This window comes from Xanthomonas sp. DAR 35659, assembly GCF_041242975.1.
Classification (GTDB): domain Bacteria; phylum Pseudomonadota; class Gammaproteobacteria; order Xanthomonadales; family Xanthomonadaceae; genus Xanthomonas_A; species Xanthomonas_A medicagonis.
The window spans coordinates 758,787-772,589 of record NZ_CP162488.1; the positions used below are offsets into that span (position 1 = coordinate 758,787).

At 70.3% G+C, this 13,803-nt stretch carries 12 protein-coding genes; 5 read left to right on the forward strand and 7 right to left on the reverse strand.

Features of this window, described 5'->3' with window-relative positions:
• Positions 1-46 precede the first annotated feature (46 nt).
• Together AB3X07_RS03305 and AB3X07_RS03310 are read left to right on the forward strand one after the other, a co-directional pair.
• Entirely contained in the window at positions 47-880 is an 834-nt protein-coding gene (locus AB3X07_RS03305) for a glycosyltransferase family 2 protein (protein ID WP_369942718.1), read from the forward strand.
• A complete protein-coding gene (locus AB3X07_RS03310) occupies positions 880-1,917 on the forward strand; it encodes a CDP-glycerol glycerophosphotransferase family protein (protein ID WP_369942720.1) in 1,038 nt (345 codons plus the stop codon). The genes AB3X07_RS03305 and AB3X07_RS03310 overlap by 1 nt, the downstream gene beginning before the upstream one ends.
• Before the next feature lie 22 nt (positions 1,918-1,939).
• Here the strand turns inward: AB3X07_RS03310 and AB3X07_RS03315 are convergent, their stop codons facing one another.
• The 3 genes from AB3X07_RS03315 to ribA form a co-directional block, all read right to left on the reverse strand.
• Positions 1,940-3,460, reverse strand: coding sequence for a PH domain-containing protein (locus AB3X07_RS03315; RefSeq protein ID WP_369942722.1), 1,521 nt, complete (start codon positions 3,458-3,460; stop codon positions 1,940-1,942).
• A 5-nt stretch (positions 3,461-3,465) separates the two neighbouring features.
• Positions 3,466-4,002, reverse strand: a complete 537-nt coding sequence (locus AB3X07_RS03320; protein ID WP_369942724.1) for a PH domain-containing protein — start codon at positions 4,000-4,002, stop codon at positions 3,466-3,468.
• Between the two features lie 148 nt (positions 4,003-4,150).
• Complete coding sequence (ribA, locus tag AB3X07_RS03325; protein WP_369942726.1) at positions 4,151-5,275, reverse strand: GTP cyclohydrolase II RibA; 1,125 nt, start codon at positions 5,273-5,275, stop codon at positions 4,151-4,153.
• Between the two features lie 276 nt (positions 5,276-5,551).
• Between ribA and AB3X07_RS03330 the strand changes: the two genes are divergently transcribed.
• Positions 5,552-6,073, forward strand: a complete 522-nt coding sequence (locus tag AB3X07_RS03330) for a GNAT family N-acetyltransferase (protein WP_369942728.1) — start codon at positions 5,552-5,554, stop codon at positions 6,071-6,073.
• Between the two features lie 19 nt (positions 6,074-6,092).
• Here the strand turns inward: AB3X07_RS03330 and AB3X07_RS03335 are convergent, their stop codons facing one another.
• Positions 6,093-7,007 (reverse strand): lauroyl acyltransferase, encoded by a 915-nt coding sequence (locus AB3X07_RS03335; protein ID WP_369942730.1) that lies wholly within the window; start codon positions 7,005-7,007, stop codon positions 6,093-6,095.
• A 213-nt stretch (positions 7,008-7,220) separates the two neighbouring features.
• Here AB3X07_RS03335 and dtd point away from each other — a divergent pair, with 213 nt between their 5' ends.
• Together dtd and rpoD are read left to right on the forward strand one after the other, a co-directional pair.
• Positions 7,221-7,661 (forward strand): D-aminoacyl-tRNA deacylase, encoded by a 441-nt coding sequence (gene dtd / locus AB3X07_RS03340; RefSeq protein WP_369942732.1) that lies wholly within the window; start codon positions 7,221-7,223, stop codon positions 7,659-7,661.
• Between the two features lie 115 nt (positions 7,662-7,776).
• On the forward strand, positions 7,777-9,636 hold the full coding sequence (gene rpoD, locus AB3X07_RS03345; protein ID WP_369942734.1) for an RNA polymerase sigma factor RpoD: 1,860 nt from the start codon (positions 7,777-7,779) through the stop codon (positions 9,634-9,636).
• Between the two features lie 329 nt (positions 9,637-9,965).
• Here the strand turns inward: rpoD and AB3X07_RS03350 are convergent, their stop codons facing one another.
• From AB3X07_RS03350 to AB3X07_RS03360, 3 genes are all read right to left on the reverse strand, one after another.
• Positions 9,966-11,252: an AGE family epimerase/isomerase gene (locus tag AB3X07_RS03350; RefSeq protein ID WP_369942736.1), complete on the reverse strand. Its 1,287-nt coding sequence runs from the start codon at positions 11,250-11,252 to the stop codon at positions 9,966-9,968.
• 83 nt (positions 11,253-11,335) lie between these two features.
• Entirely contained in the window at positions 11,336-12,661 is a 1,326-nt protein-coding gene (locus AB3X07_RS03355) for a sugar MFS transporter (protein WP_369942738.1), read from the reverse strand.
• The gene (locus AB3X07_RS03360; RefSeq protein WP_369942740.1) at positions 12,658-13,707 is read right to left on the reverse strand and encodes a LacI family DNA-binding transcriptional regulator; all 1,050 of its coding nucleotides are present in this window, start codon (positions 13,705-13,707) and stop codon (positions 12,658-12,660) included. The genes AB3X07_RS03355 and AB3X07_RS03360 overlap by 4 nt, the downstream gene beginning before the upstream one ends.
• Positions 13,708-13,803 lie beyond the last annotated feature (96 nt).

Sequence of the window (13,803 nt, forward strand, 5' to 3'; positions counted from 1 at the left end):
GCCGCGACCGCCGCTTGCACCGCTCCTTATTCGGATACCGCGCGCCATGGCCGACGCCGCCGCCACGACCCTGCCGCTGAGCCTGGTGGTGATGACCTATAACGAGGCCGCCAACATCGCGCGCTGCCTGGACAGCGTGCCGTTCGCCGCCGACAAGCTGGTGGTGGACTGCGGCAGCACCGACGACACCGTGGCGATCGCCCGCGCGCACGGCGCGCGCGTGGTCGAGCAGGCCTGGCTGGGCTTCGGCGCGCAGCGCAACTTCGCCTCCACCCAGGCCGCGCACGACTGGATCCTGGTGCTGGACGCGGACGAATTCCTGTCCGACGCGTTGCGCGCCGAGTGCCTGGCGCGGCTGCCGCAACTGCTCGCCGAGGACCGCGTGGACGCGGTGTGGTTGCGCCGCAGCACCTGGTACATGGGCGCGCCGATGCGCTGGTACAGACCCATGGTCGGCGAGCGCCTGGCGCGGCTGTACCACCGTGGCCGCGCGCGCTGGAGCGATGCGCGGGTGCACGAATCGCTGCGCTTCGACGGCGCCAGCGCCGAGTTAGCGCCGCCGTTCAACCACCTGCACAACCCGACCCTGGTGCACAAGCAATTGAAGGTGCTGCGCTACGCCGAACTCAAGGCGCTCGGCTGGCGCGACAAGCGCAAGCCGGTGAGAATGTGGCAGAGCCCGTTCGTGTTCGCCGGCGCCTTCCTCAAGGACTATCTGCTGCGGCTGGCGTTCCTCGATGGCTGGCGCGGCTTCGTGGTGGCGCAGACCGCGGCCAGCTACGCGCTGTACAAGCGCATGCGCTACTACGAGATGCAGCTCAACCCGGCCTCGGTGGAGCAGGCGCGGGCGCAACTGCAACGGCACGATCTGGAGCACTGATGAGCAAGCACTATCTGCTGTACGGATCCGAACGCTATGCGCTGGCGATCCTGCGCCCGCTGCAGGCGGCGATCCGCGCGCGCGGCGACGCCGCGGCGTGGTTCTTCGACGGCCCCGGCGCCGAGGACCTGAGCGCCGACGAGCGCCACCTGGCCACGGTGGAGGAGGTGCTGGCGTGGAATCCGTATGCGGTGATCACCTCCAGCAACGCGGTGCCGCATTTCTTCCCGGGCGTGAAGGTCGAGACCTTCCACGGCTTCGACGCCGGCAAGCCGCGGCACATCTACGTGCGCGGCTTCTTCGATCTGTACTGCACCACCGGCCCGCGCGATACCGCGGCGTTCGGTGCGCTGGCGCGCAAGCTCGGCCACTTCGCGGTCAAGGAAACCGGCTTCCCCAAGATCGATCCGTTCATGCGCGAGATCGGCGCGGGGCTGGCGCCGGTGCGGCAGCCGCCGGTGATCCTGTACCACTCCACGTTTTCGCCGTCGTGGAGCGCCGCCGGCATCCTCTACGACGAGGTCGCGCGGCTTTCGCGCACTGGCGAATGGCGCTGGATCGTCACCTTCCACCCGAAGATGGACCCGGAGATGGTCGCGCGCTACCGCGCGCTGGAAAGCGAGTACCTGCATTTCGCCGACAACGACAACATACTGGAACTGTTCCCGCAGGTGGACATGATGTGCTCGGATACCTCGTCCGCGCTCAACGAGTTCCTGCTCACCTACAAGCCGGTGGTGACCTTCAAGAACCGCCGTCCGGGGCCGCAGCTGATCGACATCGACGATCCGGCGCAGTTCGAGCCGGCGATCCGCCGCGCGCTGCAGCGGCCGCCGGAACTGATGGCGGCGATCCGCGACTTCGCCGATGGTCTGCATCCCTACCGCGACGGCCAGTCCAGCGAGCGGGTACTGCGCGCGATCGACGACTTCGTCGCCGAGGGCGCGCGCAATCCGCGGCGCAAACCGCTGAACCTGTGGCGCAAGCTGAAGATCCGCCGCCGCATCGGCTATTGGGGTCGCGGCGCGCGCCGCTGAGGCGCGCCGCGACGACCGCCGCTCACCAGCGCAGCTTGCGCTGCGCCAGCGCTTGGCCCAATTGCCGGTACAGCGTCCGTGCCTCGGCGTCCGGCAGCAGCCGCACGCGCAGCGGCGGCTCGCCGTGGCGGGCGCCGGCGGTGTCCAGCCATAGCGTCGCGGTGCCGCACAGGCGGTCCAGCGGCGAACGGCTCAGGTGCAGCGCCTGCAGCTTGTCCAGTTCGGCCAGCCGCCACCAGCGCCGCCACCAGCCGCCGCGCACCGCCACGTAGCGCGCGTCCAGCGCATAGCCCATGCGCTGCGCCTGGCGCCAGGACTTGAACGCCGACCACGGCAGCCACAGCAGGAGCAGCGCGGCCCAGGCGCCGAACGTGCGCCACAGCCCGGCGCAGAGCAGCGGCACCAGCAGCCATGCCGGCAGCGACAGGCGCCACCAGTAGCGCGTGGCGATGCCGTGCCAGTGCGCTGGCGGCCAGGCGATCCGCGGCAGCAGCCGCTGCAGCAACGCATCGCAGGCCGCCGGCGTCGCCAGCGGCGCCAGTTCCTTGAGCGCGTGGTCGTGCGTGTGATGCGACTGGATCACCGCGGTGTCGATGTGCAGGCTGCGCCGCCGCAGCAGGCGCTGCAGGACGCTCTCGTGCAGGGTCCAGGCCTGGATCCGGCGCCGCGCCACGCTGTTGCGCAGCCGCGTCAGCAGGCCGCGCTCCACGGTCAGCCGGCGCTCGCTCTCGCTGAGCCGGAAGCCGTGGTACTGCACCAGCGCCAGCCCCATCGACAGCACGCGCATCAGCAGCAACAGCGTCGCCAGCATCAGCGCGAAGGTCGCCGCGCCGGCCATCCAGCCCAGCTGCAGCTGCGTGGCGTAGCCGAACAGTTGCCGCCCGTAGTGCTCGATCGCATTGGAGATCATGCGCTCGGGAAACAGGTGGTAGGTGGCGCCGAAGGCGGTCAGCACCACCACCATGCCGCGGTTGGAAATCAGCCCCTGGCGCAGCACCTCGGCGGTGGACAGCGCCAGCAGCAGTTCGCTGTCCGGCGCCGCCGGCGCGACGCTGCCATCCATGGCCGCCGCGCCGTCGGTGGTCGGCGCGCGGTGGCGGATCTGCTGTTCCAGCGCCAGCGCCTGGTCCAGCCGCAGCACCCGCATCTGCGCCTCCGGCTTGGTGCCGCCGGCCGACTCCAGGCGTACCTCGGCCACGCCGAACAGGCGATGCAGCAGCGACTGGTGCACCGCCACGTTGTGGATGCGCGCGAACGGGATCTCGCGCAGGCTGCGTTCCAGCCAGCCGCTGCGGATGCTCAGGCTGTCGCGGCCGATGCGGTATTGGTAGGTGAGGTAGCGCAGCAGCGACACCGCGATCAGGGCGCTGCCCACCGCCAGCATCACCAACTGATCGGCATGGTCGTGGCGGCCGTCGCGGCTGCCGAACACCAGCAGCGCCAGCAGCGGCACCAGGAACTGCCGGAGGTGCTGCAGCAGCACGAACAGCCACGACCACGGATGCAGGCGCCGCACCGGCGCCTCGTGCTCGGTGTCGGCCATGCCGCTCACAGCGCGTCGTCGTCGTGATCGAGCTGGCGCGCCAGGCGCTCGCGCAGGCGTTCGGCGTCGGCCTGGTCCAGGCCGGGCACGGCGACGGCGGTGTGGCGGGTACCGGCGGTATGCACCACCAGGGTGGCCAGCCGCACCGCGCGTTCCAGCGGGCCGCGGCGCAGGTCCAGGTGCTGCACGCGCGAGATCGGCACATGCGTCTCGCTCTGCCACAGGCGCCCGCGCAACACGTCCAGGCCCTGGGCATCGAGCCGCCAACGGATGCGCCGGTGGCGCACGAAGCCGATCCAGGCGCCGCACAGGCTGCCCACCGCCGCCGCGGCGGCGCCCAGGGCCAGCGCATGCAGGCTGTGCAGGCTGAGGCCGACGATGGCCGCGCCGACCATCAGGCTGAGCCCGAGCATGCAGCCGCCGCCCAGCGCGGCCAGCCAGGCGCCGCGCAATGGCACCGGCTGCCACTGCGCGGACTGCCACTCCGTGGACGTCTCGGCGGCGGAAACGCCGTGCGCAGGTGCGGCGGAAGGGGCGTCCATGGGCGGCGGTACGGTCACGTCAGGGTCTCGGGGCGAGCAGGCAGGCGCGGTCTGGCCTGCGATCCTAACGCGGGATCACGCGGCGTGCGCCGCGCGTCTCAGCCCGGCGAGCGCTCGCGGGCGGGCGGCACGCGCCGCCGTGTCGGACTCAGCGCGCCGCGCGCAACAGCGCGTCCACGTCCAGCGCGTGGCCGGCGCGGGCCGCCTTGGTGCGCAGATAGCCTTCGTTCTCGGCAGTGATGGTGCCGGTGACCGGAATGCGTTCGACCACCTCGATGCCGGCCGCGCGCAGGCGCTCGGCCTTGGACGGGTTGTTGGTGAGCAGGCGCACGCGGGCGATGCCCAGCCCGCGCAGCATCGCCACCGCGCTGCCGTAGCGGCGCTCGTCGGCGCCGAAGCCCAGTTGCGCGTCGGCGTCGATGGTGTCCAGGCCGTCGTGCTGGTAGCCGTAGGCGCGCATCTTGGTGGCGATGCCGGTGCCGCGGCCTTCCTGGTCCAGGTACAGCAGCACGCCGCCGCCGAGTTCCCTGAGCTTGGCCAGGCCGTGCCGCAACTGGTCGCCGCAGTCGCACTTGAGCGAGCCGAACAGGTCGCCGGTCAGGCACGAGGAATGCACGCGCACCGGGACCGGCGCGGACAGGTCGGGTTGGCCGATCAGGATCGCGACCTGGTCGCGCTGCGCCACGCCGCCGCGGAACACCGCGAACTCGCTGTCGCCCAGATCGCGCAGCGGCACCCGGGTGCGGGTCACCAGCTCGTAGCTGCCGGCCGCTGCCAGCGCACAGCCCTGTTCCAGGTCCTCCAACTGCAGCGACTGGCAGCCCTGGAAGGCGCTGGCCTGCGCGCCCAGCTCCACCGCGATCATCGCCGGCAGCAGCAGGCCCAGGCGCGCGATTTCCACGGCGCCGGCGTCCAGCGCGTCGCCGGCCTCCCAGTGCGCCGGGACCTGGCCGTCGCGCAGGTAGGCCAGGGTGGCCAGGGCGTCGTAGGAACGGTCGGCGAGGGGGATGCGCGCACCCTGCGGCGCGGCCAGGCCCAATACCTGCGCGCGCGGCGGGGTCAGAAACAGGTAGTGCTGTTGCGCCGCCGCCTGGGCGAACGCCAGATAGGACTGCTCGGTGCTGCTGTCGAGAGCCAGCACTGCGCGCGCCTGGCCGGCGCGGGTCTCGACGATCACCGGGCGGCCGGCGCGCAACTCCGACGCGGCGCGCTCGCTGCGGATGGTGGCGGGATCGCCGAACGGGTGCGCGGCAGTGGGGGCGGGGCTGGTCATGCACGACTCCAGATGGGGGAGCGGCCGCTGCGGTTCAAGGCCGCCGCGACGCCCGGGCCGGGCGCCGCGCCGGCGCGCGACACGGATCCGGACCGCCATTGTCGCCGGTTTGGCCGCGGTGCCCGCATCCGTGCGCTGGAACGCACCGTGCGCCGCCTGGCACGTGGCGCATGCAACCTTTCCCGCCGGCGCCTGCCGGATGCGGTTGCGCGGCCAGGCATGTTCAACCGCGACCATTTCATTTCTACTACGCCGGTATCGCTTCCGGGACCCCACATGCACCTCGTCGAATGCACCGAGCAGCGCCATGCCGCCGCGATCCTGGAGATCTTCAACGAGGCTATCGTTCATTCCACCGCCCTGTACGACTACCGCCCGCGCCCGCCGGAGAGCATGGTCGGCTGGTTCGCCGCCAAGCGCGCCGGCGGGTTCCCGGTGATCGGGGTCGAGGACGCGGCCGGCAGCCTGCTCGGCTTCGCCAGCTACGGCACCTTCCGCGCCTGGCCGGCGTTCAAGTACAGCGTCGAGCATTCGGTGTACGTGCACCGCGACCACCGCGGCAAGGGCCTGGGGCGGCGCCTGCTGCTGGCCCTGGTCGAGGCGGCGCGGGAACGCGGCGTGCACGTGCTGGTGGGCGGCATCGACGCCAGCAACGCCGGCAGCATCGCCCTGCACGAGCAACTGGGCTTCGTGCACGCCGGCACCGTGCGCGAGGCCGGCTTCAAGTTCGGGCGCTGGCTGGATCTGGCCTTCTACCAGCGCATCCTGGCCAGCCCGGCCGATCCGCACGACGATTGACGCGGCGCGGCCGCCGCGGCTAATGCGGATGTTTGGCCGTGGCGTAGGGATTGGGCTCGGCCGGATCCGGGCGCAGCGTGTAGCGCTTGTAGGTCCACTGGTACTGCGCCGGGTCGCGGCGCGCCACCGCCTCCACGCCCTCGTTCAGCGCGGTCGCCGCGCGCAGCGGGTCCGGGTCGGCGATCGCCTCCGGCGCCGGCCGCACGTGCAGGGCGAACTCCAGGTCCTCGCCGACGCGCTCGCACCAGGCGAACAGCACGATCGCGCCGGTGCGCTCGGCCAGCCGGTTGACCAGGGTCATGGTCAGCGCCGGCACGCCGAAGAACGGCGCGAACACGCCGTCGCCGGCCTTGGGCTGCTGGTCGGGCAGGATGCCGACCGCGCCGCCGTCCTTGAGCACCTTGAACAGCTGCCGCACCGCCGGCCCCTCGGCGCGCACCTGGCGGATGTTGTCGCCGCTGCGCACCTTCTGCAGGAAGGCGTCGCCGACCGCGGAGTCGGGCGCGCGATAGACGATGGCGATGTCCCCGCGCGAGGCCAGCCACTGGTTGAGCAGTTCCCAGTTGCCGAAGTGCGGCGCGGCCACGATCACCCCGCGGCCGGACGCCAGCGCGGCGTCGTACAGCTCCTGGCCGTGGCGCTGGCGCAGCCGCGCCAGGTTCCGCGCCGGCGGCCGGGTCCACAGCAGCAGCGTCTCGAACGCCTGGCGCGCGGTGGAGCGCAGCACGTCGCGCTGCAGCCTGGCGCGTTCGCCGGGTGGCAGTTCCGGGTAGGCCAGTTCCAGGTTGCGGCGGGTGACCCGGCTTTCGCGCGCGTTCTTGCGCAGCCACAGCCAGGCCAGGCCGTCGGCCAGGCGGCGCAGCCAGGGCCAGGGCAGGCGCGCCACGGCGGCGGCGCAGCGGTACAACAGGGTCGCGAGCGTTGCGGGCTTCATCGCCTCAGTTTATCCGCTGCGCCGATCGCGCCCGACCGCGCGCGGCCGCAGCGCCCGACCGGCGTCACGGATCGGCGCACGCGCAGGCCGGGCAGCCTTCCGCCCGGCGCGTCACCTCGGCGATGATGCGGCGGCATCACCGCGCCGCGAGCGATGCCGCCAATCCCCAATCCCCAATCCCCAATCCCCAATCCCCAATCCCGGCTCCTCGCCATGCTCTCCCTGATCCAACGCGTCATCCAGGCCTCGGTCAGCGTCGACGACCAGGTCGTCGGCCGCATCGGCCCGGGCCTGCTGGCGCTGGTCGCGGTGGAGCCGGGCGACGACGAGGCCACCTTCCAGCGCATGGCCGAGCGCCTGCTCGGCTATCGGGTATTCGGCGATGCCAGCGGGCGCATGAACCGCTCGCTGCGCGACACCGGCGGCGGGCTGCTGCTGGTCAGCCAGTTCACCCTGGCGGCCGACACCCGTTCGGGGATGCGCCCCAGCTTCACCACCGCCGCCGCGCCGGCCGAGGCTGAACGCGGCTTCAACCGATTGCGGGAAATTTGCCGGGAACGTCACCCGCCAGGGGTGGAAAGCGGGCGCTTCGGTGCCCATATGGTCGTCAGCCTGGTCAACGACGGCCCGGTTACCTTCCTGCTCCGGCCATAGGCGACCGGAGCGTTCCTGGCGGAGCCATTCAGACTCCTTGTCCGGCAAGCGGCGGTCCGGGCTGTTATAATGCTAGGTTCACTCATTCATCTACCTGCCGGTGGCGCGAGCACTCATGGCCAACGAACGTCCTGCCCAGCAATCCGACATCAAGCAACTGATCAGCAAGGGCCTGGAACAGGGCTATCTGACCTACGCCGAAGTCAACGACCACCTCCCCGACGATCTGGTCGATCCCGAACAGATCGAAGACATCATCGGCATGATCAACGGCATGGGCATCGATGTCCATGAAGTTGCCCCCGACGCCGAGACCCTGCTGCTCAACGACGGCAACACCGGCAACCGCGAAGTCGACGACACCGCGGCCGAGGAAGCCGCCGCGGCGCTGACCGCGCTCGACACCGAGGGTGGCCGCACCACCGACCCGGTGCGCATGTACATGCGCGAGATGGGCACGGTCGAGCTGCTGACCCGCGAAGGCGAAATCGCCATCGCCAAGCGCATCGAGGAAGGCCTCAGCCAGGTCCAGGCCGCGCTGGGCGCGTTCCCGCTGGCGGTGGAGACCCTGCTCGAGGACTACGAGCAGCACAAGGAGGGCAAGAAGCGCCTGGCCGAGGTCGTGGTCGGCTTCAACGACCTGATCGAGGAGGAGCCGGCGCCGGTGGTGGTCGCCAGCGACGACGACAGCGCCGCCGATGCCGACAGCGACGACGATGACGACGACGTCGAAGCCGCCGAGGAAGAGGCCGGCCCGACCGGTCCGGACCCGGCCGAGGTCGCGCGGCGCATGGAAGTGCTGGCCACCGAGTACGCCAAGTTCAAGAAGGCGCACGCCAAGAACGGCGCCGAGCACAAGCTGGTCACCAAGCTGCGCAACGACATCGCCGAGGTGTTCGTCACCCTGAAGCTGCCGCTGCCGCTGACCGACGTGCTGGTGCGCAAGCTGCGCGACACCATGGCCCAGGTCAAGGACCACGAGCGCCGCGTGCTGCACCTGGCCACCCACGTGGCGCGCATGCCGCGCAAGGACTTCATCCGGTCCTGGGAAGGCAACCAGACCAACGTGGCCTGGGTCGACGACGCCCTGAAGCGCAAGCAGAAGTGGTCCTCGGCGCTGCGCGACGTCAAGGACCAGATCGTCGCCGAGCAGGAAGCCACCGTCGCGGTGGAGCAGGCGACCTACCTGAGCCTGGCCGAGCTGAAGGAAATCAGCCGCGCGATGGCCTATGGCGAAGCCAAGGCGCGCAAGGCCAAGAAGGAAATGGTCGAGGCCAACCTGCGCCTGGTGATCTCCATCGCCAAGAAGTACACCAACCGCGGCCTGCAGTTCCTGGACCTGATCCAGGAAGGCAACATCGGCCTGATGAAGGCGGTGGACAAGTTCGAGTACCGCCGCGGCTACAAGTTCTCCACCTATGCGACCTGGTGGATCCGCCAGGCCATCACCCGCTCGATCGCCGACCAGGCGCGCACCATCCGCATCCCGGTGCACATGATCGAGACGATCAACAAGTTGAACCGCATTTCCCGGCAGATGCTCCAGCAGTACGGCCGCGAGGCCACCCCGGAGGAGCTGGCCAAGGAAATGGACATGCCGGAGGACAAGATCCGCAAGGTGATGAAGATCGCCAAGGAGCCGATCTCGATGGAAACCCCGATCGGCGACGACGAGGATTCGCATCTGGGCGACTTCATCGAGGACACCAACGTGGAGTCCCCGATCGAGAACACCACCAACATCAACCTGTCCGAGACCGTGCGCGACGTGTTGGCCGGGCTCACCCCGCGGGAAGCCAAGGTCCTGCGCATGCGCTTCGGCATCGACATGAACACCGACCACACCCTCGAGGAAGTCGGCAAGCAGTTCGACGTGACCCGCGAGCGCATCCGCCAGATAGAGGCCAAGGCGCTGCGCAAGCTGCGTCACCCCAGCCGCTCGGAGCAGCTGCGTAGCTTCCTCGATATCGACTGATCGAGCACGGTTCGCGGCAACGAAAAAGCCCCGCCATGTGCGGGGCTTTTTTGTGGGCGTGGAGTTGGAGTGTCGTGCATGGCACGGTCATGCGTTGTCATGACCATCGCCAGCCATCCTTTGTGGGAGCCACTGCAGTCGCGACAGGCGTTCCTGGTAAAGCCTCGTCGCGACTGAAGTCGCTCCCACAGGGAGTAAGTCTGGATTCCTTGTGGGAGGGACTTCAGTCCCGACGACGGACGGTGTCAGGTGGCTTTGGGCTTCGCTTGTCGCGACTGAAGCCGCTGCATGCACAAGTTCCTGCACTGGCTCAACGCCATTGTTTTGCTTTACGCGAATGCCTTGCTGCCGCGCATCACCGCCAGCACATCATGGCAGGCGCCCATGGTGTGGTAGTCGGTCTTGCCGGCCGGGCTCTTCTCGTCGCTGTAGCTGCGGTTGTCGCGGCTGAGGATGCGGAACCAGGCGCCGTAGCGGTGGTCGACCAGATGCTCCCACGAGTACGCCCACAGCTTGTCGTAGGCGGCGCGGTAGCTGGCATCGCCGGTGGCGGCCAGCAGCCGCGAGGCGGCGGCGATGGCTTCGGCCTGCACCCAGAAGTACTTGTCGTTGTCGCAGAAGTAGGTGGGCGCCGCGGCCACGTCCGGTACGCCGACCACCGGCGCCTCTTCGGTGCCGGAGGCGAAGCCGTAGACGATGCCGCCATGCTGCGCGTCCCAGCCGTGCGCCAACGCGGTGTCGAACAGGTATCGCGCGGTCGGCAGCAGCCACTCCGGCGCGGTGCCGGCGGCCGTCTGCAGGTGCCCGTGCAGCAGCACCAGCAGCTTCGACCACTCGACCTGGTGGCCGGGCTGGAAGCCCCACGGACGGAACAGGTGCTTGGGGTTGTCGCGGTTGTAGTCCCAGTCCACCTGCCAGTGCGCGTCGTAGTGTTCCCACACCAGGCCGCCGGCCAGTGCCGCCTGGCGGCGCGTGATGTTGTCGGCGAGCAGCAGCGCGCGTTGCAGGTAGCGAGGTTCGGCGCTGGCCTCGTAGGCGGCGATCAGCGCTTCGCACAGGTGCATGTTGGCGTTCTGGCCGCGGTAGCTGGAGAACTGCCATTCGGGCGTAGCCTCGTCGCGGTACAGGCCGGCGGCGGCGTCCCAGTAGCGGGTCTCCAGCAGTTGCCAGGTCTCGTCCATCCACGCGTCGGTGTCCAGGCCGGCCTTCTTCGCGGTGGCATAGGCCAGCAGCACGAAGGCGGCGCCGTAGGCGTGCTGGGTGCGGTCCTCGGCCACGCCGTCGCGCAGGGTCCACACGTAGCCGCCACTGGCGGTATCGCGGTGCGCGTCGCGCAGGTAGCGCAGGCCGTGGCGCGCGGCGTCCAGGTACTCGGCGGCCAGCGCCGAGTCGGCGAACTCGATCGCCGCCATCGCGTAGTTGAAGACGAAGCGGGTGCTGCTGACCAGGTGGCGATGGCCGGCGTCGTACACGCTGCCGTCGTCGCGGAAGTAGTGGAAGAAGCCGCCCGCCGGGTCGATCGCGCGCGGGTGGTAGAAGGCCATGGTGTCGGCGATGTGCGCGCGCAGCACGGCGGCGTCGGCGAAGTCGGGCAGGGGCGTGACAGGCAGGTTCATGCGATCGCTAGGAGCCAGTAGGGGAGGGAGGGAAATGGCCAGGCACCGCGCGGCGGCCGCGTGCCGCCACGCTGTGCCGCGGCTCAATGCGGCGCGCGCCCGGCGGGTGCGGCGGCGGGCGTGGCCGCCGTCAGCGTGGGCGACAAGCGCGAGCCGAACAGGCCATACCAGACGATGTAGGCGTAGCACAGCAATGGAATCACGAAGGCGTGCTGGATGCCGATCACGTCGGCCAGCGCGCCCTGCGCAAGCGGCACGATGGCGCCGCCGACGATGCCCATGATCAGCAGGCTGGAAGCCTTGCTGGTCAGCGGGCCCAGGCGCTCGATGGCCACGGTGAAGATGGTCGGGAACATGATCGAGTTGAACAGGCCGATCGCGATCACGCTCCACATCGCCACATGGCCGGTGCTGACCATGGTGACGATCAGCAGCAGCGACGCCACCCCGGCGAACAGCGCCAGCAGCCTGCGCGCCGGGATCACCTGCAGCAGCGCCGCGCCGGCGAAGCGGCCGATCATCGCGCCGAGCCAGTAGAACGAAAGATAGCGGCTGGCGACGGCTTCGGTCAGGCCGCCGGTGGTCGGGCCGGAGATGTAGTTGATCAGGAAGCTGCCGATCGCCACTTCCGCGCCGACGTACATGAAGATCGCGATCACACCCCAGGCCAGGTGCCAGTGGTTGAGGACGTCGATGTATTCGCCCAGCGAGTCGACCAGGCTGCGCGGCTTGCCGGCGGCCTCCGCGTCGTCCTCGCGCAGCGAGGGAATACGCATCACCAGCACGAACACCGCCAGCAGCAGCAGGCCGCCGGCCAGCATCAGGTAGGGCACTTCCACCGAGCGCGCCTGCTCGACGCGGTAGGCCGCCAATTGGTCCGGGTTCATCGCCGCCAGTTGGTCGGCGCCGAGCACCACGCCGGCCAGAATCAGCGGGCCGATCAACCAAGGAAATACGGTGGTGCCCAGCGAGTTCAATGCCTGCGCGAAGTTCAGCCGGCTCGGCGCGGTGTCCGGGTTGCCGATCAGGCTGATGTAGGGATTGGCCGCCACCTGCAGCAGGGTGATGCCGCTGGCCAGCACGAACAGCGCGGTCAGGAACAGCGGGTAGGACGGCAGGCGCGCGGCCGGATAGAACATCGCCGCGCCGATCGCCGCCACCACCAGGCCGATGACGACGCTGGCCTTGTAACCGACCCGCGACACCACCGCGCCGGCCGGCAGCGACATCAGGAAGTACGCGCCGAAGAAGGTGAACTGGATCAGCATCGACTGCGCGTAGTTCATCTGGAACACGGCTTTCAGATGCGGGATCAGCACATCGTTGAGGCTGGTCAGGCCGCCCCAGGTGAAGAAGATCATGCTGACCACCGCGATGGCGGCGGTGTTGGACAGCGGACGACGGCTCATGCAGCGACTCCGGGGACGGGCGAGAGGACGACCCGGCTGCTGGCGCGCAGGCACAGCCGGGACGGGGCGATGGTAAGCGCAGGCAGCGGCTGCTGCCGGCGCAAGGCGTCCAGCACCAGCTGCGCGGCCTGCATGCCGCGTTCGCGCGGGGCGACGGCGACGGTGGACAGCGGCGGGGTGGCGACCGCGGCTTCGGCGATGTCGTCGAAGCCGATCAATGCGTAGTCGCGGCCGGCGATGCGGCCGCGCTCGGCCAGGCCGCTGGCCAGGCCCAGCGCGACCACGTCGTTGTAGCAGACCAGCGCGGTCGGCAGCGGATCGCGGGCGCACACGGCGCCGGCCTGGCGCGCGGCTTCCAGCCGGGTCGGCGCGCACTCGATCAGCCACGCCGGATCGGCGGCGATGCCAGCGGCGGCCAGCGCCTCGCGGTAGCCGGCGCGGCGCTCGGCGCAGGAGCTGGACTGGCGGTGCCCGCCAAAGAAGGCGATGGCGCGGTGGCCCTGCGCCAGCAGGTGTTCGGTGGCCAGGTGCGCGCCGCGGCGGTTGTCCAGCGCCAGCAGCGGCCAGTCGCCGTCCAGGGCGCGGTTGAACACCAGCACCGGCAGCCGCGTGCCCAGCAACTGGCGCAGCCGCGCCGCGTCGGTGTGCTCGGTCGGCGAGAGGATCAGCGCCGCCGGGTGGTGCTCGATCAGCGAGGCCAGCACGCTGTGCTGGCGCTCCGGCGATTCGCCGGTGCTGCCCATCAGCATCACGTAGCCGGCCTCGGCCAGCACCGCGTCCACGCCGCCGGCGAACTCGGCGAAGAACGGGTTGGCCAGGTCGTTGACCACCAGCGCCACCGCGTTGGACGCGCGCCCGCGCAGGCTGGCCGCGCCGCGGTGGTAGACGTAGCCCTGCCGCGCGATCTCCGCCGCCACCCGCGCGCGCGTGTCCGCGTGCACCAGCGGGCTGTTGCGCAGCACCAGCGACACGGTCGCGCGCGACACGCCGCAGGCGGCGGCGATGTCGGACACGGTGACGCGTTTGTCGGGGGCGGGCGGCGGCACGGCGATTAGACCGGTTCAAAAGGCCGCTCATCCTGCGCCGTCGTGATCCGCGACGCATTTTGCAGTGCAGCAAAGCGCGCGGCGGCTTTTGTGGTA

Bases quoted from the DNA above. Each gene is read 5' to 3' on its own strand.
- AB3X07_RS03305 (WP_369942718.1), top strand. From the start codon at position 47: ATGGCCGACGCCGCCGCCACGACCCTGCCGCTGAGCCTGGTGGTGATG.
- AB3X07_RS03310 (WP_369942720.1), top strand. From the start codon at position 880: ATGAGCAAGCACTATCTGCTGTACGGATCCGAACGCTATGCGCTGGCG.
- AB3X07_RS03315 (WP_369942722.1), bottom strand. From the start codon at position 3,460: ATGGCCGACACCGAGCACGAGGCGCCGGTGCGGCGCCTGCATCCGTGG.
- AB3X07_RS03320 (WP_369942724.1), bottom strand. From the start codon at position 4,002: ATGGACGCCCCTTCCGCCGCACCTGCGCACGGCGTTTCCGCCGCCGAG.
- ribA (WP_369942726.1), bottom strand. From the start codon at position 5,275: ATGACCAGCCCCGCCCCCACTGCCGCGCACCCGTTCGGCGATCCCGCC.
- AB3X07_RS03330 (WP_369942728.1), top strand. From the start codon at position 5,552: ATGCACCTCGTCGAATGCACCGAGCAGCGCCATGCCGCCGCGATCCTG.
- AB3X07_RS03335 (WP_369942730.1), bottom strand. From the start codon at position 7,007: ATGAAGCCCGCAACGCTCGCGACCCTGTTGTACCGCTGCGCCGCCGCC.
- dtd (WP_369942732.1), top strand. From the start codon at position 7,221: ATGCTCTCCCTGATCCAACGCGTCATCCAGGCCTCGGTCAGCGTCGAC.
- rpoD (WP_369942734.1), top strand. From the start codon at position 7,777: ATGGCCAACGAACGTCCTGCCCAGCAATCCGACATCAAGCAACTGATC.
- AB3X07_RS03350 (WP_369942736.1), bottom strand. From the start codon at position 11,252: ATGAACCTGCCTGTCACGCCCCTGCCCGACTTCGCCGACGCCGCCGTG.
- AB3X07_RS03355 (WP_369942738.1), bottom strand. From the start codon at position 12,661: ATGAGCCGTCGTCCGCTGTCCAACACCGCCGCCATCGCGGTGGTCAGC.